Genomic DNA, 23,430 nt, shown 5'->3' with positions numbered 1-23,430 from the left:
AGCGCCGGCATTGTGAATTCATCGTCAGTCGAACGCGACGGTTGCCGACAGCGGAAGGTCCAGCGACGATCCGCCGATGCGCAGCGTGGTCGGACCCGATGCGAACACCCATCGATTGCCGCTCCATCGCCGCAGCGCGATCGGATTGACGACGAGATGAATGTCCACCGTGCTGCCCGCAGCGACGACCTGTTTGGCGAAACCAGCCAGAGGACCGTCCGTACGATACGCCTGGACGACGGCGGCGCTGTCGCGCGAACCGTCGTTGCGCACGGTCACGACCAAATCGACGCCGTGATCGGACCGGGTGGTCGCGGTTGCGGCGACGTAGGTGAAGCGGCCGTAGCCAAGCCCTTCGCCAAACGCGAACGCTGGACGGATGCCCGCGGTGATCATCCCGCGGTAGCCAATGCCGATGCCCTCGGCATAAGGCAGCCGGCCGTCGGCGTCGGGGGTCGCATCTAACGCGGGATACTGGTCCTCCGATGCCGCCAGTGCGACGGGCAGGCGCCCCGATGGTTCGAGATCGCCTGCGACGACCGCGGCGAGCGCAGGCCCAAACGCCTCGCCTGGATACCAGACCGCCAGCAACGCCGCGGCGTCGGTGGCGAACCTTGTATCGAAGGCGTGCCCGACATTGACCGCTACGATCGTTCGCGGGTTGGCGGCGATCACGCGCGCGGCGAGTTCCTGCTGGTCGAGGGGGATCGCGGTGGTATCGCGATCCTTGCTTTCAACGCCAGCGTCCGCGGTCTCGCCGACGAGCAGCAGCACCGCGTCGGCGCCCCGAGCGATTGCCTCCGCCTCGGCCAGCAAGGTTGCCGCGTCGTTCGGTACCCCAAGCCCGAACCATAACCCATGGGCACGTGCTGGCGTGTACCGAAGCTCTGCTTCGATCAGTACAGGTATCCCCGCTTCGAGCAGGACTTCGACATGGTCGCTGTCGCCGCTTTTCAGCGCGCCCATGACGTCGCTTGCCGGGATCTCGCGTTCCGCAGCGAACACCTGCCGGCCATCAACGACCAGTCGTACCGATCCGGTGCCACCGATGTGCAGGCGGTGCATGCCCGTGACCGTCGGCATTATCCGCCCACTGGCCCGGATACCGCCGTTGCGGTCGAACGCGCCGAGGTCATGCATACCGTGAAACCACGTCAGCGAATTGGTGTTCCGCGTCTCACTGCCGAGCAGGCTTGCAGAGAAATCATGGCCACCGAAGTAATCGACGGTCATGCCGACGTCGCAGCCATCGCCGAGATCGCGCGCGGGGAGTGCAGGCATTGCCGGCAGCCGCGGCGAGGGGGGGCAGCCGGGAGCGAAGACGATCGTCTCCGCGCCGAACCGCGCGCGCAGCGCCTCGACCGGCGGGATCGCATCGGGGCGGAGCGCGATCTTGGCGAACGTGCCACCCTGAAAGCACGGGGCGAGCGCATTTGGTCCGATGACCGCCAACTGGCGAACGCTGCCCGGCGCAACCGGCAACAGGTCGCCATCATTGCGCAGCAGCGTGAAACCAGCGGCGGCTGCCTGGGCCAGGATGGTATCTCGATCCCCCGGCTCAGCGCCTGCATCGCCGCCGGCCCAGGTTCGGGCAGCGATCTGGATCCTGTCGACCGCTTCCTCGACCCGGTTGACACCAACTGTACCATCAGCCGCTGCGTCGCGCAGCTTCGTGCCCATGAACCGGGCGGGGCCAGGCATTTCGAGATCAAGCCCCGCGTTCAGGGACTCCGCGCCGGCATGCGTACCGAACCAGTCGCTTACCGTGAAACCACCGTAGCGCCATTCGTGGCGCAGGATGTCGGTCAGGACGGGCGCGTTCTGCGCGCAATAGTCGCCGTTGACGCGGTTATAGGCCGTCAGGATGCCGGCACAGCCAGCCCGGGCCACCATTTCAAACGGAAGCAAATAAATTTCGCGCAACGTCGTCTCGTCGACGATCGCGTCGTACCGATCGCGCTGCGTTTCGGAGTCGTTGCAGACCAGATGCTTGGCGATGCTGCCGACACGGCGGCTCTGCAAACCCCTGCTCCACGCGACGCCGAGCGTTCCAGCAAGCAGGGGATCTTCGCCGAACATCTCGAACACCCGGCCGGCGTTCGGCGAGCGAGCGAGATTGAGATTGGGCGCCAGCACCATGTCAACGCCCTTGCGCTTCGCTTCGCCGCCGACCAGCGCGCCGACAACGCCGGCGAGTGCCCGGTCCCAGCTTGCCGCCAGTGCGATGCCGCTCGGAGTCAGGATCGATACGTCGCGCTCGTCGACCCGGCCGCTCGCGATGCCCATGGGACCGTCGGCCATCTTGGCGGATGGGACGTCGTTCGCGGCAACGGTCGACCACATGTCGCGGCCCGCCGTGAACGATAGCAGCGTGTCGTTGATCATCGCGTAGCTCCGGCAAGCAACAGGATCTGGTCGGCCTGCATCGCGACCTGACGTCGCAGGCCGTCGTCGGCGAGCGATCCGTCCTGCGCGAACGGTTGCTGCTCGACGGTATTCACCGCAATGCCGATCGGGGTCGGCCAGCCGCGCATCGCATGCACGATCCCGCGCAATGCCTGAAGCGTGACGCCGCAGGCCTGCCAGCCTGCTGCGGTGACGACCAGCCCGACGGCACGGCCATCGAAATAGACCCGGCGGTCGTCCCGTAGATCCTCGAGGAGATCTATGGCGTTCTTCACCAGACCCGACACGCCGCCATGATAGCCCGGCGAGCCGATCACGATCCCGTCGGCGGCGCGGACGGCTTCGACGAATTCGCGCTGGGCATCGCTGCGCTCGGCGTTTTCAGGGGCGAAATGGGGGAGCGCAGACAGTTCTGCACCACCGAACATGCGCGTCGTCGCCCCGTTCCGCTCAGTCGCGGCAAGAACCGCTCTGACCATCCGTTCGCCGGATGATCCGGGCCGCGTGGTCCCCCCGATGCCAACGATGTACGGCGCGATCATTGCGCGGACTTGAACTGTGGCACGACGTCGCGTGCCAAAAGGTCGAGCGTGCGGTTCGCCCATTCGAGCCGCTGCGGATCGAGCGGCCCGGTCGTCGTGCCGCATAGCACGTTGCCGATGCCGAGCTCTGCATAAGGCGCGAGATGGTCGGCGACCGTCTTCGGACTGCCGTGCAGGCACCAGGTCGCGATCCAGTCCTCGGTAAGCGCCATTGGCGTGTCGTCGGTCTTATGGTTCGCGGCATCGCGCTCGGCTGCGTCGTTATAATATTTCTCGCGATCGACCGCAGCCTGGTAGGCGCGCAGGATGATCTCCAGTTCCTCGCGTGCCTGGTCGTCGCTTTCGGCGATGTGGACGCATTGATAGGTGTGGGTTGTCCAGGACAGGGCATCCGCGACGATCGCCTCGTCATGACCGGCCGCCTCGAGCATGGCGCGATAAGCGGTGAAGTATTTGGTGACGTGCTTGAGCGGCTCGGTGCCGCCGATGTTCGGCGGCGTGAACGCGGGGATGAACGCCGGCCAGCCATGCTCCGCGGCACGGCGTGCGCTGGCCTCCTTCATGGCAACGGGCATGAGCCGCGCGTGACGTTTGCCGTACATCGCAGGCGCGATGCGCTGCAGCACCTTGCCCTTATAGGGTCCGTTCTCGAATTCGATCGGCGCGTCGTCAATCTGCTTGGCCCAGAGCTTCTCGGCGATGGCAAGGTTGGCCTCCGCAATCGCCGAGGCTTCCTTGTAGTTCACGCCGAAGCCAATCATCTCCTCGGGCGTGGTGCCGGACCCTACGCCAACCAGCAGCCTGCCCTCCGTCAACTGATCCAGGATGTTGACGCGTTCGGCAAAGCGGACTGGACTGTGAAGCGGAACCGAGGTGACCGAGAAGCCGAAATGCACTTTCTTCAGCTGGCCGGCCAGATAAGCGGCGAACATCATCGGGTCGCTCGCGACGGGCATGTAGCCGGTGAAGTGATGGTCGGGAAGAAAGACCGCGTCGAAGCCAAGCTCCTCGGCTTTCTTCGCGTGATCGACGAGATCGAGGATCAATTGACGGTCCTGGTCCGCAGCCGTGGTGCGGGCATTCAAGAAAACCGAAAATCGCATCAAATCTCTCCCGAAGTGGCGGGTTTGTCCCCTGCCGATTTGCCTTTCGTCCGTCACAAAGTGTAACTGACTAGTAGCGGTTCAGAACTAGAACCGTCATTCTGAATTGAGTGATAGCGGCCTGTTGCGCCGCGTGTCAACGGGGACGTTCGCGATGCCTGCAAAAGCGATGACGATAGAAATGGAGCTTGCCGCCACGCCCTCGCGCGTCCCGCAGCAGGGGCGTAGCCGAGCGTCGTACGACCGGATGATCGCCGCGGCTGAAGACCTGCTGCGCGAACGCGGCAGCGATGATTTCACGCTTCTCGAGGTCAGCAAGGCTGGCAAAGTTTCGATCGGTTCGATCTACAACCGGTTCGACAGCAAGGACGATCTGATCCGAGCGGTGCAGGGCCGTGTGCTGCTCGCCGTCGACAAGGCGCAACGCGAAGTCGTCGACCGTGCCGAGTCGCAAGCCGATGATCTCAGGACACTCGTTCCCTTGATCATCGATGGGATCGCCGAATGTCTTCACGAACATGCCGATCTGATGCGCCCGATGATGCTGCGTGCCGGATCGGATCCCATCGTGCTGGCTGCCGGCAAACGCAGCTACATGGAGGTGGAGAACCTGGTCTGCACGGCGCTTCTGGCGCATCGTGACGAGATTAAGCGGCCCGATCCCGAACGCGCCGTCGCGTCTGCTTATCGCATCGCCTATTCTGCGATTGCACGTGCGCTTGGTTTCGGCGCTACCCCTGGAAATGGGGTGGAAGGGGAATGGAAGGTCCTGAAAGAGGATCTCGGCCATATGGCGTCTGCATATCTTCGTTCAGCCGACTGATCGCAGGGAACGCTAAGAATCGCGCCGGAGCGCCGGCGCGACTGCCTGGACCGAAATGTCGACCCTAAGGCGCGCAGCAGTTCGCCGATGCTGCCGGCGCTCGTGCAAAAACGTGTCATTCGTACGCCGGGCATCGTCCAAAACCAGTTCGCCGTCACGACTACGGGTATGGCGCTGGTTGACCACGTAAATATCTGATGTCGCCGGCTCTTGCGGCGCTGATGCCACTGCTTGACAGCCCTAACAAAGCATCTATTAGAACCATAGTTCTTATTCGTACCAGCGCGGGGAAAAACCCGCCGATCGAGAAGGGAGAGGATCATAATGCGCAATGCACCCGTAATCCGTGTTCTTTTGGCCGGAGCCGCAACGCTGGCGATGACCGCGACCGCGCAGGCTCAGCAAACGCCACCATCCGAAGCTCCCCCGGCTCCCATCGAAGCGACACCGACGGACGGCGCAGCGACAACGGCAGGCACAGCGCAGGACGATGCGGGTCAGTTAGGCGATATCATCGTGACTGCGCAGAAGCGCGCTACCGGAATCCAGGATACGCCGATCGCGATGCGTGCGTTCGACGGGGATCAGCTCATCAAGAGCGGCGTCGGCGATTTGAACGGACTTACGCGCCTCGCACCCGACCTCAACCTGACGACCGAAACCCTGTTCACGCGCATCAGCATCCGCGGTGTCGGAAGCCAGGATGTCTCAGAAACCGCAGACGGCGCACTGACGATCAATATCGACGGCGAGTACATCAACCGCCCGGTCGCCTTGAATGCCGCCTTGTTCGATCTCGAGCGGGTCGAAATCCTGCGTGGCCCGCAAGGAACACTGTATGGTCGCAACTCGACGGCGGGCGCACTGAACGTGATCGCCGCCAAGCCGTTGCTGGGTGACGTTTCCGGCTTCGCGACGGTCGGCTACGGCAACTATGATTCAAAGACGGCGCAAGCTGCCGTCAATCTGCCACTTGGTGACAAGGTGGCCGTCCGCATCGCGGGCCTCCATTCCGATCATGACGGCTATACGAACAACGCCCCCGGCGGAAAGGGCGATACGGGCAACTCCGACGCGCTCCGAGCCTCGATCTATGCCGAGCCGTTCGACCGTCTGAAACTCTACCTCGCCGGCGAATATGTCGACGTGAACCAGAGCGCGCCGTCGCAATTCGGCGTTCAGGTCTCGGCAACCTCGCCTGGCCTGGTCACGCTGCCATCCGGTGCAATCGTGCCGTCGCAGTTCAAGCCGACGTTCGACCGCGACAGCTATCCCCTGGCCGATGTCGGTTTCTTTCGGACCAAACAATATGCGGTCCGTGGTCGCGCGGACCTGGATCTGGATTTTGCGACGCTCAGCTATATCGGCGGCTACCGCGACGTGAACGTCAGCTCGCGCCAGCCCCTGAACGGGTACGTGCCGGCCGTCTTCACCTACTATAACAACCGGATAGACTCCGACACGCAGAGCCATGAAATCCGTCTCGCGGGCGGCAAGGAAGGCGCATTCATCTGGCAGGCTGGCGGATTCTACTACAAGGAGTCGCAGGATATCGCCCGGGGCCTTTTCCTGCCGCAAGCGGGACCAAACGGTAGTTTCCTGAACTTTTTCTATAGACCCTATGTCGACTCGACGTCGAAAGCCGCATTCGGTCAGGCTACCTACTGGGTTCTGCCCGACACGCTCAGCTTGACGGGCGGCATTCGCTACACGGACGACAAGAAGCGTGGCCGCTACGACAATTACGGTTTCCAGTTCAATTCCGGGCCGACGCCACCCGCTGACGGATCGCCCGGTGCCGTCACCACCTTCCCGCGCCAGGAATCGAACAAGGTCACGTGGAACGCCGGCGTCGACTTCAAGGCGGCCCGTGATAACCTGCTCTATGCGAAGGTCTCGACAGGCTACAAGGGCGGTGGCTTCGACAATGTTGGAGACTATGCACCGGAGACGCTGACGGCGTATGAGATCGGATCGAAGAACCGCTTTGCGGATCGGACGGTCGAGTTCAACGTCTCGGCCTTCTACTACAAATACACCAACCAGCAGGTTCAGGTGCTACTCGATACGTCGGTCGGTGCCCGGACGCTCAACGCGGGCAAGTCGCGGATCTGGGGTATCGAGACCGATAGCACGTTCGTCCTGTCCGATCGCGATCGCGCGCATCTGACCTTCAATTACCTGGATGCGAAGTTCACCGACTTCCCGGGTGCGGTGTCCGGTTTGAATGGGACGTTCCCGATCGACCTGTCCGGCAACACGCCACCTCAGGCACCAAAGGTCACGATCGCGGTCGGCTACGATCACACCTTCCCGATCGGCGACGGCAAGCTCGTCGCAAGTGGATTTTCGCGCTTCAAGTCGCAGTATTTCCTGACGCCGTTCAACTGGGAAGCCGAGCGCCAGCAGGCATACACGCAGACCGATCTCAGCCTCGAATATTCGGCACCAGGCGATCGCTTCTCGATCCAGGGTTTCGTTCGCAATCTCGAGAACGAACGGCCGATCGGCTACGGCTTCTTCACCGGGGGTGGCATCAACGTCTACAATTTCAGTTTCGGTGCCCCGCGGACCTACGGTGCGCAAGCGACGATCAAGTTCTAGGACACAGGTACGTGGCGGATAACGGGCTCGGCGAATTCGATAGGCGGTCCGCGATCGGCGGCGGGCTTGTGCTCGCCGCCCTCGTCGGGACACCACTGTGGATCTGGGGCAAAGCCCGTCAGGGCGAGAAGGGGGAGGCGACCGAGGACCAGCGCCGGATGATCGACACAGTCTCCGATCTCGTCATTCCGCGCACGGACACGCCGGGTGCGTCCGACGTCGGCGTTGGGGACTTCGTCGTTTTGGCGCTTAATCACGGGCTCGACGGGACGCGCGAACCCGCATCCGGTGCCGCGATCCAAGGTGGTGGTCCCGCACCCACGCCACGGGGCGGATTATATCTGCTCGACGATCTCGCGATCATGCTGCGGATCAAGGCGGGGGGCGATTTCAACCAGGCGACACCCGCTGCCCAACGCGCTGCGCTGACGGCGATAGACACGCGCGCGTTCGCGCCGGGCAACGACAAGGATCCCTGGCACAAGATCAAGGACCTGATCTTGACGGGATACTACACGTCGGAAGCGGGCGGTTCGAAGGAGCTCCAGTATGAACTGGTCCCTGGACGCTGGGATCCCGACGTGCCGTTGAAGCCGTCGGATCGGGCCTTTTCAAGCGACTGGACAGCGGTGGAGTTCGGATGATGCAGGAATTCGACGCCATCGTGGTCGGGTCAGGAATAACCGGTGGCTGGTCGGCCAAGGAACTGACGCAGGCGGGGCTGAAAGTCCTGATGATCGAGCGTGGCCGCGATATCGAGCACGGCACCGGGTACAAAACCGAGACACTGGCACCCTGGGAACTCCCGTTCCGCGGGATGGGCGATGCCGAACGCTATTGGGCGGAGTATCCGGTCCAATCGATGAACCGGCATTTCACCGAGTTTACCGAACATCATTTCGTTAACGACCGCCAGAACCCCTACGCGGTTCCCGCCGGCAAGGACTTCAACTGGTGGCGGTCGTACCAGATGGGCGGACGGTCGCTGACGTGGGGCCGACAATGCTATCGCTGGTCCGACTATGATTTTGGCGCGAACAAGGCCGACGGGCACGGCCTCGACTGGCCGATCCGCTATGCCGATCTCGCGCCTTGGTACGACCGGGTCGAGGACTTCATCGGCGTATCCGGTGCGGCCGAAGGGCTGGCGGTTCTGCCGGACGGACGTTTCCAGCCGCCGATGGCGCTCAACGCGGTCGAGCAGCATTGCCGCGACGTGTTCATGAACACGTTTCCCGATCGTCGGCTGACAGTCGGCCGAACCGCCAATCTGACCGAAGCGAAGGAAGGGCGGTCGAAGTGCCAGTATCGCTCGATCTGCGCGCGTGGCTGTTCCTACGGCGCCTATTTCTCCACGCAGAGTTCGACGTTGCCAGCCGCCAAGGCCACCGGCAATCTGACGGTCATCACCGACAGTGTCGTCGAGGGCGTTGATCACGACCCGGTAACGGGACGCGCGACGGGCGTGCGGTATCTTGACGTCAAGACCGGCAAACGCGGTACGGCGACGGCCCGCCTCGTGTTCCTCAATGCCGGCGCGTTCAATTCCAACCATATCCTGCTACGGTCGACCTCCGAACGCTTCCCCAATGGGCTCGCCAACAGCTCGGGTGTGCTCGGCACGCACATCATGGATCACGCGACCACACTATCGGGCATCGCGGCCATGCCGGGTTTCGAAACGCATACCAGCTACGGCAACCGCCCGACCGGGATCGTGGTGCCCCGGTTCCGCAATCTGGACCAACAGGACGGTGCCGGCTTCACGCGGGGCTACAGCTTCCAGGGCGGCGCGCTGCAGGGCACATGGACGGCCGGTAAACGGGCGGCAGGGCTCGGCGTGGACTACAAGGAGTCGTTGCGGCATCCGGGACCCTGGCGGATGATCTTCGTCACCTTCGCCGAAAGCCTGCCACGCGCCAGCAATCGCCTGACCCTCGACCGCGTGAAGACCGATCCGCACGGTGCCCCGGTGTTGAACATCGCGTTCGAACACGGCGCGAACGAACATGCCGCGCTTGCCGATGCCAAGGGCCAGGCCAAGGTCATGCTCGAGGCTGCAGGCGGTCATGTCTTTCTCGGCTTCGATCAGCCAGGCGCCGGCGGGTCGGCGATCCACGAGATGGGCGGCGCGCGGATGGGGAACGACCCGGCCCGGTCCGTGCTCGACAAGTGGAACCGTGCGCATGACGTACCGAACCTGTTCGTGACGGACGGCGCAGCAATGAGTTCGTCCGCCTGCCAGAACCCGTCGTTGACCTACATGGCCTTGACGGCGCGCGCCTGTGCCAACGCGGTGTCGATGCTTCGAGAAGGCACGATCTAGCCATGACGACCGTGGCGAGCGCACGCGATCAGGCGTCATCGCTCGCGCCGCGCGCCCGCACGCTGGCCTTCGCGACGCTGACGGTGGCATTCGTGATGGACGTGCTCGACAGCACGATCGTCAATATCGCGATTCCCGCGATCCGTGCCGACCTCGGCGCCGGACCGGTTGCGGTGCAATGGATGGTGGCCGGATATTCGATGGCCTTCGCAATGCTGCTCATCAGCGGCGGCCGCATGGGAGATGTCTTTGGCTATCGCCGGATGTTCATCGGCGGCATGTCGGGCTTCACGCTCGCATCCTTGTTGTGCGGTGTTGCGCCCACGCCGACCGCGCTGATCGTCGCGCGTCTGGTACAGGGGGCGACCGCGGCGTGCATGGGGCCGCAAGTTCTTGCTTTGGTCCAGCTCCTCTATCCTCCCCATGAGCGAGTTGCGGCGCTGTCGTTCTTCGGCGTACTTGGCGGGTTGACCGCGGTATTGGGACCGGTGATCGGCGGCGCATTGATCGAGGCAAACATCGCGGGCCTCGGTTGGCGGGCTATTTTCCTGATCAACCTCCCGATCGGTGCTGCCGGTATCGTCGCCGCTTGGTATCTCCTGCCCAAAGGACGCTCGCCCGACCGTCTGCGGATCGATTGGGCGGGGAACGCGCTCGTCGTCGCCCTGCTGTTTGCACTCGTGTTCCCACTGATCGAGGCGCGTGCGCTCGACTGGCCATGGTGGTGCTTCGGATTGTTCGCGACGACCGTACCGCTCGGGATGGTGCTGTGGTGGCATCTGCGCCGGCAGACTGTGCGCACTGGCTCGGCGTTGTTGGATCCGGCGATGTTCCAGGATCGCAGCTTCTCCAACGGCCTGCTGACGTCGCTCGTCTTCGCTGTGGCGGGGGGAGGGTTCCTGTTAGTGTTGACGCTGGTACTGCAGGTCGGGCTCGGCCTTGACCCGCTGTCGGCCGGATTGCTGCACATTCCATTCGCCGTCGGCGTAGGGCTGGGGATCAGCCTGCTTGGTCGCCGTATCCTGCCACGTCTGGGCCGTTCGGTGCTGGCGGTCGGTTCCGGGGCAATGGCGCTGGGGGTGGCCGGGGTGACGGTGACGGTGGCAACCAGCGGCAGCGTGCCGCTGATCGGTTTTGCACTCCTGATCGCCGGTCTCGGCATGGGAACCTGTGCGGGGCCGCTGTCGCCGATCGCGCTCGCGCGGGTGGACACGCGTCATGCCGGCGCTGCAGGCGGTGCGCTGAAGACGGTCCAGCAACTGGGAAACGCCGGCGGTGCCGCAACGGTCGGAACGCTGTTCCTCGTCATGGCGGGTGGGGCGACGTCCGCGCCCGAGACACGTGCCGCGCTCATCCCAGCAGCGATCAGCATATGTCTGCTACTGTTCTGCGTCGCCGTGCTCAGCCGACGGTTTCCCCAGCGCCTATTCGACACCGATTGAAAGGATCAAGATGCGGTTTGCGACTCTGAATGACGGCAGCCGCGACGGCAGGCTGGCCGTCGTCTCGATCGACCACGCCAGAGCGCTGCTGGTGGAAGGCGTCGCTACGCTTCAGGTGCTGCTCGACGATTGGGATCATCTAATCCCCCTGTGCCGTGCGGCTCAGCAGCGAGTGGAAGCAGGGCAGGGGGAAGCTTTCAATCCGTCTGCCGCGATGGCACCACTGCCACGCGCCTGGCAATGGCTGGACGGGTCCGCCTACCCGTCGCACGGCGAACTGATGGATCAGGTCCTAGGTATCGTTCCGGAGAAAACCGGGCGGCCTCTGATGTATCAGGGACTGTCCGACCATTTCCTGTCTGGTCACGAGGATGTCGCATTTCCGGACCTTTCGCACGGCATCGATTTCGAGGGCGAGTTCGGAGTCGTTCTCGACAATGTCGCGGTCGGTACACCGGTCGAGGAGTGTGCAAGAGCGATCCGGCTCGTCGTCCAGATCAACGACTGGTCGTTGCGCGCGCTGGCAGGCCCCGAAATGAAGACCGGGTTCGGCTGGATACAAGCCAAGCCGGCGTGCAGCATGGCGCCGGTCGCGCTGACGCCCGACGCGGTCGGAACGGCATGGGCCGAAGGCGGCGTGGATCTGACACTCGAAGTCGATTGGAACGGCCGCTCGTTCGGACGCGCGCAAGGCGGGGCGATGGCGTGGAGTTTCGCTCAGCTGATTGCGCATGCCGCTGCTACCCGAAAGTTGCCGGCGGGGACGATCATAGGATCGGGCACCGTCTCCAACGCGAATTTCCGGGACGTCGGTTCGTCCTGCATCGCGGAGCGACGCGGTATCGAGATCGTCGATACCGGCACCGCGACCACCGGCTTCATGACGTTCGGTGATCGGGTCCGCATGGAGGCACGCGCCAGAGACGGAGCGCCGCTGTTCGGTGCGATTGACCAGCGGGTGGTACAGGCTTGACAGCCCGATCAATAACTAGAATGCTAGTTCTATTAAAGCCGTGGCGAAACATGGCGGGAGAGGCGGAATGCGTTCGATACTGGATTCGATACGAAGGTTAACGATGGTGCCGCAGGGCATCACCATCGTCACGGCGGCTTTCCTGCCGATCTTCGCCATCGTATCGATGTTTCCGGCGGTTCCGTCGATCATCGACCATTTCTCGGCCGACCCCGACGCACGGTGGAAGGTGCCGCTGATGGTGTCGGCGCCTGGCCTGACCATCGCATTGATCGCGCCGTTTGCGGGGTTCTTCATCGACAAGTTCGGGCGGCGGCCTCTACTAATCTGGGCGACGTTCTTCTACGGCATCTTCGGCACTGCACCCTTCTTTCTCGATAGCCTGAACGCCGTGTTCGCTTCGCGACTGCTGCTCGGGGTTGCGGAGGCGGCGATTCTGACGATCGTCAACACGCTGCTCGGCGATTACTGGGATGACCGCGGGCGCCGCGATTGGCTGTTGTTGCAGGGCCTTGCCGGGCCGCTGATGGCATCGGGCGTCATCCTGTTGTCGGGTGCAGCCAGCGGCGTGCAGTGGAACGGGATCTTCCTCGTCTACCTGGTCGCCTTTCCGATTTTCCTCGCGATGCTCGCCTTTCTGTTCGAGCCAAAGAAGGATGGCGCGACCGTCAAGGAGATCGTTGCTGCGCCCGATATCTCTACGCCGTTCCCGTGGGCTGTGATTGCACTGATCGGCGGCGTGACCCTGCTGGCCTCGGCACTCTACTACGTCTTCATCATTAACGGCGGCCTCGCATTCCGCGAAGTGGGTGTACAGGACGGCGCCCGGCTTGGTCAGTTGACCGCGATCCCCAGCCTCTTCGTCGTGCTCGGCTCGGTCATCTTCAGACTGATGAGCGGCCGCTCCAATGCGGTGCAGATCGGTACGCTGTTCCTGCTGGTCGGCGTAGGACTGGCGGGTATCGGCTTGGCGGTCGACTATCGCTGGATGATTGCCGGGTTGGTGATCCAGCAGACCGGCGTCGGCATGGCGGTCCCGGTTCTGATCGCCTGGGCCAGCTCGAAGCTCACCTTCGAACATCGCGGCCGCGGGATGGGTATCTGGACCGCCTGCTTCTTCTTCGGCCAGTTCTCCAGTCCCTGGTTCGTTCACAAGCTCAACGACGCCTTCGGCACGATGCAATCGGCTTTCCTCGCGATGGGCGTTCTCGGCATCGTCGTTGCGCTGATCGCCTTCGTCGCCAGCCGTCGCACGCCATCAGCCCTTACCGCCGCCACGGCCTGACCCTTTAGACTGAAACGAGATCAGCATGACCGGAACTATAAAGCGAGGCGTCAGCCTCTACAGCTTCCAGAACGAGACGTTCCTCGGCAAGATGACTTTAGAGGACTGTATCCGGACCTGCGCGGAAATGGGCGCGACCGGAATCGAGGTCATCGGCGAACAGACATTCTGGGGGTGGCCCGAACAGCCCGTTCCGGAGAACAAGATCACCGACTGGCATGCCCTGATGACGAAGTACGGGACAGTGCCCGTCGCGCATGATGCGATGCTCGACTACAAGCGCTACAACGGCCGCGTCATGGCGCTTGACGAGCAGGTCGCCAGCATGAAGCGCGATATCGATTTCGCCGCGGCGCTCGGTATGCGCTTCGTCAGGTCGCTGGTCTCGGTGTCGCCTGAGGTGCTTGTTGCCAGTGCGCCTCATGCCGAGGAGAAGGGCATCAAGATCCTCCTCGAGGTGCACGCGCCTCTGCACTTCGATCATCCCTGGATCGTCCGGCATGCCGAGGCGTACGAGAAATCGGGCAGCAGCGCGCTGGGTTTCCTGCCCGACATGGGCATGTTCCTGCATCGCTTCCCGCCCGTCTGGAAGGAGCGCTTCATCCGTAACGGCGCGCCGCGTCACATCGCCGATTACATCGAGAAGGCATATGAGGACCGTACGCTCAGCGAATACATCGTGATGAACGTGCGCGAGATGGGTGGCGAGGGGGCCGCGATGGCGATGGCCGAGACGCTGCGTCACAATGCAGCCTACGAACCCAAGCGCATGCTCGATTTCATGGGACGCATCCACAACGTCCACGGCAAGTTCTACGAGATGACCGAGGACCTTGTGGAACCGTCGATCCCCTATGACGAGATCGTCCAGGTTCTCAAGCAAGGCGGATACTCCGGCTACATCTGCTCCGAATACGAAGGCAATCGCTGGATCGAAGACGCTCATCCGGTCGAGTCCGTCGAGCAGGTCCGCCGCCAGCAGGCGATGCTTGCCCGGTTGATCGACGAGCCCGTCGCCACGACCAATTCCTCCGCACGCGCAGCCTGAAGGTAGATACGATGTTCGATCAACACATGATCTGCGAAGACACCGTCGCAAACGTCGCGGAAAACGGCGCGGCTATCGGCTTCTCGTTCGGCGCAAGACTGCCCTATTACCGGGGCCTGGGCCTCTCGATGGTCGAAGACGTCGCAGTGACGCTGGACGGCGAAGCGATACCGCGGGAAGCGGTGCGGTTGACGCTCCGCGGCCGCACCTGGACGCTCGACGAGATGGAGAACGAGCATGGCGACCGCTGGAATTTCGGCGAGGTCGCCACGGTGACAGTGCTGAAGGACGGTGGACTGTCGGCAGGCGAGCATCGGCTGGAACTCGCGGAACGGATGCGGATCTCGTACCTGCCGTTCGTACCGACGACGCGGTGCGTGAAGACCATCTCGCTGGCCGCCTGACGGGGCCCGACGACAGGATCGACAGGCATGCGTACCCAGATTGCCATCATCGGCGCCGGCCCCGCCGGCATGTTTCTCGCGCATCTTCTCCGCTTGCAGGGCATCGACGCCGTCGTCGTCGAACGGCGGGACCGCGCATATGTCGAAGGGCGTGTCCGCGCAGGCGTGCTCGAACAGGTCACGACGGATCTGATGCGTCAGCTCGGACTGGCCGACAGGCTGGGCCGGGAAGGCCTCGTTCACGGTGGCACGAATTTGTCGCTTGATGGCCGGATGTTCCATATCGACATGGCAGCGCTGACCGGTGGTTCGACAGTCACCGTCTATGGCCAGCAAGAGGTGATGCGCGACCTGTTTGATGCGGCGGAATCACGCGGCCTGTCGATCGTCTGGAACGCGAGCGATGTCGCACTGCATGATCTGGAGGGCGCGCGTCCCGCGGTAACCTGGTCGCTGCATGGCCGTGAGCAGCGGCTCGACTGCGATTACATCGTCGGCTGCGACGGCTATCACGGCGTAAGTCGCGGCGCGATCCCGGCGGACGTGATCAAGACGTTCGAGCGGGCCTATCCTTTTGGATGGCTTGGCATTCTCGCCGACGTGCCGCCGGTCGATCACGAACTTATCTATGCGAACCATGAACGCGGTTTCGCACTCGCATCGATGCGTTCGACCACGCGCAGCCGCTATTATGTGCAGTGCGCGCTCAACGATGACATCGCCAACTGGTCTGACGACCGGTTCTGGGATGAACTATGCTTGCGCCTCGGCCCTGAAGTCGGTGCGAAGGTGACGCGGGGGCCGTCGTTCGAGAAGGCTATCGCGCCTCTGCGATCGTTCGTCAGCGAGCCGATGCGGTGGGGAAGATTGTTCCTTGCAGGCGATGCAGCGCATATCGTCCCGCCAACCGGGGCGAAGGGCATGAACCTGGCGGTATCGGACGTGACGATGCTCGCCGAGGCACTGGTCGAGAAATACAAGGATCGATCGGACGCCGGCATCGACGGCTACTCGGCGCGCGCGCTAGCCCGGGTCTGGAAGGCCGAGCGGTTCTCGTGGTGGTTTACGTCCGTCACGCACCGGTTTCCGGCGATGGACGGATTCGATCGCCGGATCCAGATCGCCGAACTCGATTACATTCGCGGCTCCGAGGCGGCGCAGCGGTCGCTCGCGGAGAATTATGTCGGACTTCCCCTGGGGGCAGCATGAAGAGCAAGATCTACGACAGCCCTGCGATCGCGCTCGAAGGCGTGCTGTTCGACGGCATGACCGTCATGTCGGGCGGCTTCGGGCTGTCTGGCAACCCCGAAAGCCTGATCCCCGAAATTCGCGCAGCAGGCGTTACGGGACTGACCGTCATTTCCAACAATGCGGGGGCGGACGGGTTCGGCCTGTGGATGCTGCTGGAAAGTCGCCAGATTGCAAAGATGATCTCGTCCTATGTCGGTGAGAACAAGCTGTTTGAGCAGCAATATCTCAGCGGTGAGCTGGAACTGGAACTGACGCCGCAGGGGACGCTTGCCGAGCGTATCCGCGCGGGCGGTGCGGGCATTCCGGCGTTCTACACCAAGACCGGTGTCGGCACGGTCGTCGCGAAAGGTAAGCCGGTCGAGACCTTCGACGGCGAGGACTATGTGCGGGAGACGTGGCTAAAGGCAGACCTGTCGATCATCAAGGCGTGGCGTGCCGACCCGGCCGGCAATTTGATGTTCCGCAAGACCGCGCGCAACTTCAACCCGAACATGGCGACCGCGGGCGCGGTCACGGTGGTAGAGGTGGAGGAGATCGTCGAGGCAGGCGCGTTCGATCCCGACTGCATCCACGTTCCCGGCATCTATGTCGACCGCATCGTCCTGTCCACGATCAACGAGAAGCGCATCGAGAAGCTTACCGAGCGCCACCGGGAGACGACATGATGGCCGACCAAACCAAAGGCTGGACCAGGGAGCAGATGGCCGCGCGCGCGGCGCACGAATTGCAGGACGGCTTCTACGTCAATCTTGGCATCGGCATTCCGACGCTGGTCGCTAACTATATTCCGGACGGCGTGAACGTCACGCTGCAGTCGGAAAACGGCATGCTGGGCATGGGACCATTCCCCTTCGAGGGTGAGGCCGATCCCGACCTGATCAACGCGGGCAAGCAAACGATCACCGCGCTGCCGACGTCGAGCTTCTTCTCCAGCGCGGACAGCTTTGCGATGATCCGCGGCGGGCATATCGACATGGCGGTGCTTGGTGCGATGGAGGTCGCCGCCAACGGCGACATCGCAAACTGGACGATCCCCGGGAAGATGGTGAAGGGGATGGGGGGCGCGATGGACCTGGTCGCCGGTGTCCGTAAGGTCGTGGTGGTGATGGATCACGCCAACAAGGCGGGCGAACCCAAGATCCTGGAGGCGTGTACGCTGCCGCTCACCGGCAAGGGGGTGGTCGACCTGATCATTACCGACCTGTGCGTGCTCGCCTGCGACAAGCAGGCGGGCGGCCTGACGCTGGTGGAACTGGCGCCGGGCGTGACGCTGGAGGAGGTGCGGACGAAGACGGGTACGGCATTCGACGCGCGCGCCTTCGCGCAGGAGAGCGCGGCGTGATCGCCTATTCGCCGGATGAGGCGGGGCTGTCGCCCTCGCTGCATCCCGACTATCGCTCGAGCGTCGATCGCAGCCCGCGCCAGCCTCTGATCGCGATCCCACCGACGCTGACAGAGACGACCGGTCCCAGCGCGTGGGACCGCCTGATGGTAGGGCCCTCGGGAATCGATCTTACAGCGCAACATCCGGGCGTACCGCAAGGTCAGCGGATCATCGTCTCCGGGCGCGTGCTCGACGATCGCGCACGCCCGGTTGCCAACACCGTCATCGAGATCTGGCAGGCCAATGCGGCGGGCCGCTATATTCATTCCGCAGACACCTGGGACGCACCGCTCGACCCGAACTTCACCGGGGCCGGGCGGGTCGTCACCGATGCCGACGGGCGATACAGCTATGTCACGATACGGCCCGGTGCCTATCCGTGGGGCAATCACAAGAATGCGTGGCGGCCGGCGCACATTCACCTGTCGCTGCTGGGCCCTGCGTTTGCGACGCGGCTGGTGACGCAGATGTATTTCCCGGACGATCCGCTGGTCGAGATCGATCCGATCGCCAACGCCATACCGATGCCCGCCCGGCAGCGGATGGTCGGCCGCTTCGATATCAAGAGCACGAAGCCCGCCTGGGCGCTTGGCTATCTGTTCGACATTGTGCTGAAGGGGCGTGACGAGACGCCGTTCGAGGATGACGACCATGACCATTGAGATCTCCCCGGGGATCGCCTTCAGGATCGCCATCGAGGACCGAGAGGCACCACCGCGGATGGATAACCAGGATCCGGCGATTTTCGGGCAGACCCCGTGGCAGACCGTCGGACCCTTCTTCCATTACGGCCTGCCATGGAAAGGCGGCGCCGATCTCGTCGGCAAGTCGGACATGGGCGCCCGTACGGACCTGTTCGGCGAAGAGCACTATTTGCTCAACCTGTCGTCACCGACCGGCACGCCCGAGGGGGAGGTGATCGAGATCGCGGGGCAGGTGTTCGACGGGAAGGGCGTGCCGATTCTCGATGCGATGATCGAGATTTGGCAAGCCAATGCCGCGGGGCGTTATATGAGCATCGATGATCGACGAGAGACGGTGCCGATCGACCCCCACTTCATTGGCTTCGGCCGCGCGTCGGTTGATCAGGACGGGGTCTACCGGTTTCGCACCATTCGACCGGGGCGCGTGCCGGGACCCGGCAACACGCTGCAGGCACCCCATCTGGCAGTGTCGGTGTTCGCGCGGGGTATCATCAAACGGCTCGCGACGCGGCTGTATTTCGCTGATGGCGAAGGCAATGACGAGGATCCGGTGCTCACCGCGGTTCCGGCAGACCGTCGCAATACACTGGTGGCTAACCGGCGAGACGGCGGGCGTTGGTGGTTCGACATCCGGTTGCAAGGCGATGCCGAAACGGTCTTCTTTGCGGTATGATGGCGGATGACTGATCGCCTCCGCATGCGGCCTGCAACGACCCCTGCGATGCTGGCCGTCTTCGACGACGACGCCACCATCGCTCACGCACTCGCATTCGAAGGCGCTTTGGCGAAAGCGCAGGCGGCGGAAGGAGTGATCTCGGACGAGCTGGCGGTGGCAATTGTCGACGCCTGCATGACGGTGCCGATCAATTCTGCGACATTGGCCGAGGAAGCGGCGCTGGCTGGCACGTTGGCGATACCCCTCGTCACGCGCTTACGTGGCGCATTGGATGGTGATGCCAGGAAAGCGGTCCATAAGGGTGCGACCAGCCAGGATGTCGCCGATACCGTATTGATGATGCAGACGCGGAGAGCGACCGACCTGGTACTCCTGGACCTCGACCGCATCGTCGATGCGCTTGGTCGTTTGGCCCTGCGTCACGCTGAGACACCGGCGGTCGGCCGCACGTTGTTGCAGGATGCGTTACCCGTCGCGTTCGGTCTGCGGATCGCGCACTGGGCGGCCAGCGTCGCCGATGCTGCTCAGCGGCTGCGGCGCGACGTCGAGGACCATGCGCGAATTCAGCTTGGAGGCGCTGCGGGTGCGCGGGCGGGGCTCGATGGCGCGGGTCTGGCCATTGCATCGATCATGGCCAGCGATCTCGGCCTGGCTGTCAGCGAGCCATGGCATGCGCGCCGCATCGGCATTGCCGCCATCGGCACGAGCTTGGCCATAGCGACTGGCGCAATCGGCAAGATGGCGCGCGACATAGCGCTCTTGTCGCAAAACACTGTTGGGGAGGCGCGTGAACCGGCCGTTGCAGGTCGCGGTGGATCATCGGCCATGGCGCACAAGCGCAATCCGACCGGTTGCCAGATCGCGCTGTCGGCAGCGCTCCGTGTACCGGGTTTGGCCGCGACCCTACTTGTCGGACTGCCGCAGGAGGAAGAGCGCGGGCTTGGCGGCTGGCAGGCGGAGGGACCGGTACTCGCGGACCTGTTCCTGCTCGCGGCCGGTGCGGCCGATGCAATGGCTAGCGTCGCCGAAGGTTTGGAGATCGACGAAGACGCGATCGCGCGCAACCTGTGCGATGCCGATATCGGTACCGATATCGGCGAAAGCGGGGCCATTGTCCGCGCGCTTGTCGCCAGAGACGAAGGATAACTTCATGCCATTCGCGATCCGTGACGACGCGCGCCTTTACTGGAAGCTCGACGGAGCCTCCGACCTGCCCGTGCTCGTCCTGCTTAATTCGATCGGCACGGACATGGCGTTGTGGGAGACCAGCGTCCCGCATCTGCTGCCCGCCTTCCGGCTCCTGCGGATCGACACGCGCGGGCACGGCGCATCAGACGCACCTGATGGTGACTACAGCCTCGCGATGCTGGCCGACGATGTCGTCGCAGTGATGGACGCTGCGGGGGTACAGACCGCGGCCGTTGCCGGCGTGTCGCTCGGCGGAATGATCGCAATGGAACTGGCACTGGCGTACCCGACGCGAATTACCGCGCTCGCGCTCGTCTGCACGTCGGCGACGATGGACGCTGGCGCATGGCGTGACCGGATTGAGCTCGTACGCGCAGAGGGTACGGCAGCAATAGCCGATATGGCCATGGGCCGGTTCCTGTCGCCGCGCTTCGTGGCGATGCACGGTGGCGCGGCCGAAAGCGTGCGGCAGGGGCTGATCGCGATGGCCGATGCCGGCTATGCGGGTTGCGGTGCGGCGATCCGCGATATGGCGCTGATCGAGCGGTTGCCGGCGATCGATATGCCGACGCTCGTCGTCGCGGGCGATCGTGATATCTCGACGCCGTTTGCGGGGCATGGCGAACGCATCGTGGCAGCGGTTCCCGACGCAAGGGTGGTGCATCTCGACGCCGCACATCTCGCACCAATTGAGACACCCGCTGTGCTTGCAGTAACGCTTCGCGATTTCCTGAAACCGGCCGATACCCACGGTGCCGCAAACACATTGTTCGAGGCGGGGCTGCTCAACCGGCGCCGGGTACTCGGCGATGCGTGGGTCGACGCGTCGCTGGCCGGGCGGACTGACTTCACCGCCGATTTCCAGGCGATGATCACCCGGATCGCCTGGAATGAAATTTGGGGCCGGCCGGGCCTCGATGACCGGAGCCGTAGGTTCATCGTGCTCGCGATCACCATAGCACTCGGTCGTTGGGAGGAGTTCGCGCTTCACGTTCGCACCGGATTGATGCGTGACGGCTTCACCCGTGAGGAACTCAAGGAAGTGCTGATGCAATCGGCCATCTATGCGGGCGTCCCCGCGGCAAATACCGCCTTCGCCGAAGCGGGCAAGATCATTGCCGAGCTCGATTCTGACAGTTGAAATTTGAAGGACACGACGCTCGGCTGGCGGTTCGTCAACCGGCCTTGACGACGGCGCGGCCACGATGAAATAGGGGCGCAGAGCTCTGGCGCGGCGATGAACGAATGGCCAAAATTGGGAATGGGGACGGGCGCTTTGAATGACCGGTTATGGGTCATCTGGAAGCTCTCGCGAGGAGGCGCACGCCGCCGAGAACGGCCCCGTAAGGTAAGACGACGAAATCGCCCCTCGGCAGGCGTCTGGACCCGTCCGTCCGGCAGGATTCCCGCCGACGCCTCTCCGTCCCTTCAGGCTGTGTCGTCGGGCAACTTGGCCACGCGTGCGATCGACGTGGCAAGGCATGCATTTGTCGCGGCGAGGATCTGGTAGAATACGTGGCGGCCAACATCGCCCGGCAGTGTCTGCTCATTGGGAAGACGATGGTGACAGAGCAGCTTGCGCCGTCACCATCGCCCCGAGCCTGGTAACGGTCGTCAGTCGGACGTCGGCGTCGACGCTGCCAGCGCCGGATATTTGATGCCGAGCTGATCGAGATAGGTCGGGTGTTTGGCCGGATCGTAGTAGAACTTCTTCATCGCCGGCCGCATCCGTTCCATGATTTCCGTGTTCAAGTGAATGGCCGGCGGATCGTTGGCGGTGACGACCGGGTCGTATTTCTGGTCCTTGAACTGCACGGTCTGCTGGAACGCCTTGGCGTCGGTCACGAGCTGCGGCGTCGTCATGATGTCGAGCACGGTCATCGACACCGCCTTGGCGCCCGCCACCGCGCCCTTGTGCGCGATCGGCGTGGCCATCGCGATCGCCGACAGCACGTTGTGGCCGATCATGCTGGGGATGTTGGAGGGATAGCGCACGGTGATCGTCGGCACGGTCCACATGATGTCGCCGATATCGTCCGATCCGCCGCCGAGCGAGCGTTCGCGGTTGGCCGGCGTCGACAGTTCGGCGACCGTGGTGGGCAGCGGCTTGACGGTTCGCTTGTTGGTCTGCTGCACCGTCCTGGCGAAGGCCTGGTCGTCGGCGCTCCAGCTCGGCATGCCGACCGCGCTGATATTGGCATAGGCGGCTTCCGCCAGCGGCTTGTTGCCGTAATTGGGCGCGGCATAGCCGAGCAGCTTGTGTTCGACGGTGGTGCCGGTCGCCCTGGCGGCCGCATCGGCGATCTCGTTGCCCGTCGTGTAGAGATCGCGGACGCTGCCGAAATCCAGGTCGCGGAAATAATACCAGACGCTGGCGAGGTCGGGGACGATGTTGGGCTGCCCGCCGCCATTGGTGATGACGTAGTGCGAGCGCTGCGTGACGGGCAGGTGCTCGCGGCGCATGTTCCAGGCGACGTCCATCACCTCGACCCCGTCGAGTGCACTGCGCCCCTCCCACGGCATCCCCGCCGCGTGCGCGGTCTTGCCGTGGAAGGTATATTCGGCAGACACCAGCGCGTTGTTGCCGCTATTGCCCCAGCCGGTGCTGAAATCGCTGCTAACATGCGCGAAGATCGACATGTCCACGCCCTTGAACAGGCCTTCGCGGACATACCACGCCTTGGTCGCGAGCAGTTCCTCGGCGACCCCGGGCCACAGCATCAGCCGGCCGGGGATCCTGTTCTTCACCATCACGTCCTTTGCCGCGATCGCGGCGGCGATCATCATCGGCATGCCCGAATTATGCCCTTCGCCATGGCCCGGTGCGCCCGCAATCATCGGCTTGAGCGTCGGCGAGCCGGGATATTGCGACAGGCCGAGCAGTCCGTCGACGTCGCTGCCGAGCGCGACCAGCGGTCCGCCGGTGCCCCAGGTCGCGGTCCAGGCGGTCGGGATGCCCGCGACGCCCCGGGTGATGGTGAAGCCTTCCTTCTTCAGGATGCCGGTCAGATAGTCCATCGTCTGGAATTCCTGGAAGCCCGGTTCGGCGAAGCTGAAGAGGGAATCGACCATCTGCTGGATCAGCTTGGCATGCGCCTCGACATCGGTGACCGCCTGTTTCTTCAAGGCGTCGCGATCGATGCCTGTTGCGGCGGTGGACGCCTGGATCGGGGCGGGTTCGGCGGCAGCGGCGGTGCTGCACAGGCCGGCGGCGATCAGCGCGGCGAGCATTGGGCGGGTATCGGCCATGTCTTTATCTCCTGAACGGTGA

Annotated in this window: 20 protein-coding genes; 16 read left to right on the top strand and 4 right to left on the bottom strand. The window is 63.7% G+C overall.

Going from position 1 to position 23,430, the window contains the following annotated elements; translation table 11 throughout:
* Positions 1–24 precede the first annotated feature (24 nt).
* The 3 genes from sphsw_RS15875 to sphsw_RS15865 are packed head-to-tail and all read right to left on the bottom strand — an operon-like array spanning position 25 to position 4,051.
* The gene (locus sphsw_RS15875; RefSeq protein WP_031441477.1) at positions 25–2,385 is read right to left on the bottom strand and encodes a beta-glucosidase; all 2,361 of its coding nucleotides are present in this window, start codon (positions 2,383–2,385) and stop codon (positions 25–27) included.
* On the bottom strand, positions 2,382–2,948 hold the full coding sequence (locus tag sphsw_RS15870) for an NADPH-dependent FMN reductase (protein WP_031441476.1): 567 nt from the start codon (positions 2,946–2,948) through the stop codon (positions 2,382–2,384). The genes sphsw_RS15875 and sphsw_RS15870 overlap by 4 nt, the downstream gene beginning before the upstream one ends.
* Entirely contained in the window at positions 2,945–4,051 is a 1,107-nt protein-coding gene (locus tag sphsw_RS15865; protein ID WP_031441475.1) for an LLM class flavin-dependent oxidoreductase, read from the bottom strand. The genes sphsw_RS15870 and sphsw_RS15865 overlap by 4 nt, the downstream gene beginning before the upstream one ends.
* 154 nt (positions 4,052–4,205) lie before the next feature.
* Here sphsw_RS15865 and sphsw_RS15860 point away from each other — a divergent pair, with 154 nt between their 5' ends.
* The 16 genes from sphsw_RS15860 to pcaDC all read left to right on the top strand — a co-directional run bounded on the left by sphsw_RS15860 (position 4,206) and on the right by pcaDC (position 21,300).
* Positions 4,206–4,874 carry a TetR/AcrR family transcriptional regulator gene (locus sphsw_RS15860; RefSeq protein WP_042467529.1) on the top strand — a complete coding sequence of 223 codons (669 nt, stop codon included), beginning with the start codon at positions 4,206–4,208 and terminating at the stop codon, positions 4,872–4,874.
* A gap of 516 nt (positions 4,875–5,390) precedes the next feature.
* Positions 5,391–7,478: a TonB-dependent receptor gene (locus sphsw_RS15855; protein ID WP_235188429.1), complete on the top strand. Its 2,088-nt coding sequence runs from the start codon at positions 5,391–5,393 to the stop codon at positions 7,476–7,478.
* 11 nt (positions 7,479–7,489) lie between these two features.
* The gene (locus tag sphsw_RS15850) at positions 7,490–8,122 is read left to right on the top strand and encodes a gluconate 2-dehydrogenase subunit 3 family protein (RefSeq protein ID WP_031441472.1); all 633 of its coding nucleotides are present in this window, start codon (positions 7,490–7,492) and stop codon (positions 8,120–8,122) included.
* A complete protein-coding gene (locus tag sphsw_RS15845) occupies positions 8,119–9,804 on the top strand; it encodes an FAD-dependent oxidoreductase (protein WP_031441471.1) in 1,686 nt (561 codons plus the stop codon). The genes sphsw_RS15850 and sphsw_RS15845 overlap by 4 nt, the downstream gene beginning before the upstream one ends.
* A gap of 2 nt (positions 9,805–9,806) precedes the next feature.
* Complete coding sequence (locus sphsw_RS15840; RefSeq protein ID WP_031441470.1) at positions 9,807–11,246, top strand: MFS transporter; 1,440 nt, start codon at positions 9,807–9,809, stop codon at positions 11,244–11,246.
* The gene (locus sphsw_RS15835) at positions 11,146–12,219 is read left to right on the top strand and encodes a fumarylacetoacetate hydrolase family protein (RefSeq protein WP_320481299.1); all 1,074 of its coding nucleotides are present in this window, start codon (positions 11,146–11,148) and stop codon (positions 12,217–12,219) included. The genes sphsw_RS15840 and sphsw_RS15835 overlap by 101 nt, the downstream gene beginning before the upstream one ends.
* 103 nt (positions 12,220–12,322) lie before the next feature.
* Positions 12,323–13,504, top strand: a complete 1,182-nt coding sequence (locus sphsw_RS15830) for an MFS transporter (protein ID WP_235188428.1) — start codon at positions 12,323–12,325, stop codon at positions 13,502–13,504.
* A 25-nt stretch (positions 13,505–13,529) separates the two neighbouring features.
* A complete protein-coding gene (locus sphsw_RS15825; protein WP_031441467.1) occupies positions 13,530–14,552 on the top strand; it encodes a sugar phosphate isomerase/epimerase family protein in 1,023 nt (340 codons plus the stop codon).
* A gap of 11 nt (positions 14,553–14,563) precedes the next feature.
* Positions 14,564–14,956 carry a C-glycoside deglycosidase beta subunit domain-containing protein gene (locus tag sphsw_RS15820; RefSeq protein WP_031441466.1) on the top strand — a complete coding sequence of 131 codons (393 nt, stop codon included), beginning with the start codon at positions 14,564–14,566 and terminating at the stop codon, positions 14,954–14,956.
* A gap of 27 nt (positions 14,957–14,983) precedes the next feature.
* The gene (pobA, locus tag sphsw_RS15815) at positions 14,984–16,165 is read left to right on the top strand and encodes a 4-hydroxybenzoate 3-monooxygenase (RefSeq protein WP_031441465.1); all 1,182 of its coding nucleotides are present in this window, start codon (positions 14,984–14,986) and stop codon (positions 16,163–16,165) included.
* Positions 16,162–16,872: a CoA transferase subunit A gene (locus sphsw_RS15810; RefSeq protein ID WP_031441464.1), complete on the top strand. Its 711-nt coding sequence runs from the start codon at positions 16,162–16,164 to the stop codon at positions 16,870–16,872. Before pobA ends, sphsw_RS15810 begins: the two co-directional genes overlap by 4 nt.
* Complete coding sequence (locus sphsw_RS15805) at positions 16,869–17,549, top strand: 3-oxoacid CoA-transferase subunit B (RefSeq protein WP_200874057.1); 681 nt, start codon at positions 16,869–16,871, stop codon at positions 17,547–17,549. Before sphsw_RS15810 ends, sphsw_RS15805 begins: the two co-directional genes overlap by 4 nt.
* The gene (gene pcaH, locus sphsw_RS15800; RefSeq protein ID WP_031441462.1) at positions 17,546–18,253 is read left to right on the top strand and encodes a protocatechuate 3,4-dioxygenase subunit beta; all 708 of its coding nucleotides are present in this window, start codon (positions 17,546–17,548) and stop codon (positions 18,251–18,253) included. Before sphsw_RS15805 ends, pcaH begins: the two co-directional genes overlap by 4 nt.
* Positions 18,243–18,968: a protocatechuate 3,4-dioxygenase subunit alpha gene (gene pcaG / locus sphsw_RS15795; RefSeq protein WP_200874056.1), complete on the top strand. Its 726-nt coding sequence runs from the start codon at positions 18,243–18,245 to the stop codon at positions 18,966–18,968. The genes pcaH and pcaG overlap by 11 nt, the downstream gene beginning before the upstream one ends.
* Positions 18,969–19,016: 48 nt before the next feature.
* Positions 19,017–20,117 (top strand): lyase family protein, encoded by a 1,101-nt coding sequence (locus sphsw_RS15790; RefSeq protein WP_235188427.1) that lies wholly within the window; start codon positions 19,017–19,019, stop codon positions 20,115–20,117.
* A gap of 4 nt (positions 20,118–20,121) precedes the next feature.
* Positions 20,122–21,300 carry a bifunctional 3-oxoadipate enol-lactonase/4-carboxymuconolactone decarboxylase PcaDC gene (gene pcaDC, locus sphsw_RS15785; protein ID WP_031441459.1) on the top strand — a complete coding sequence of 393 codons (1,179 nt, stop codon included), beginning with the start codon at positions 20,122–20,124 and terminating at the stop codon, positions 21,298–21,300.
* A 473-nt stretch (positions 21,301–21,773) separates the two neighbouring features.
* Here the strand turns inward: pcaDC and sphsw_RS15780 are convergent, their stop codons facing one another.
* The gene (locus sphsw_RS15780) at positions 21,774–23,408 is read right to left on the bottom strand and encodes an amidohydrolase (protein ID WP_031441458.1); all 1,635 of its coding nucleotides are present in this window, start codon (positions 23,406–23,408) and stop codon (positions 21,774–21,776) included.
* Positions 23,409–23,430: the final 22 nt, after the last annotated feature.

Origin of the sequence: Sphingomonas sp. FUKUSWIS1 (genome assembly GCF_000733135.1) — a bacterium.
Lineage (GTDB): Bacteria > Pseudomonadota > Alphaproteobacteria > Sphingomonadales > Sphingomonadaceae > Sphingomonas > Sphingomonas aerolata.
This window is presented reverse-complemented; position numbering and strand designations above follow the sequence as displayed.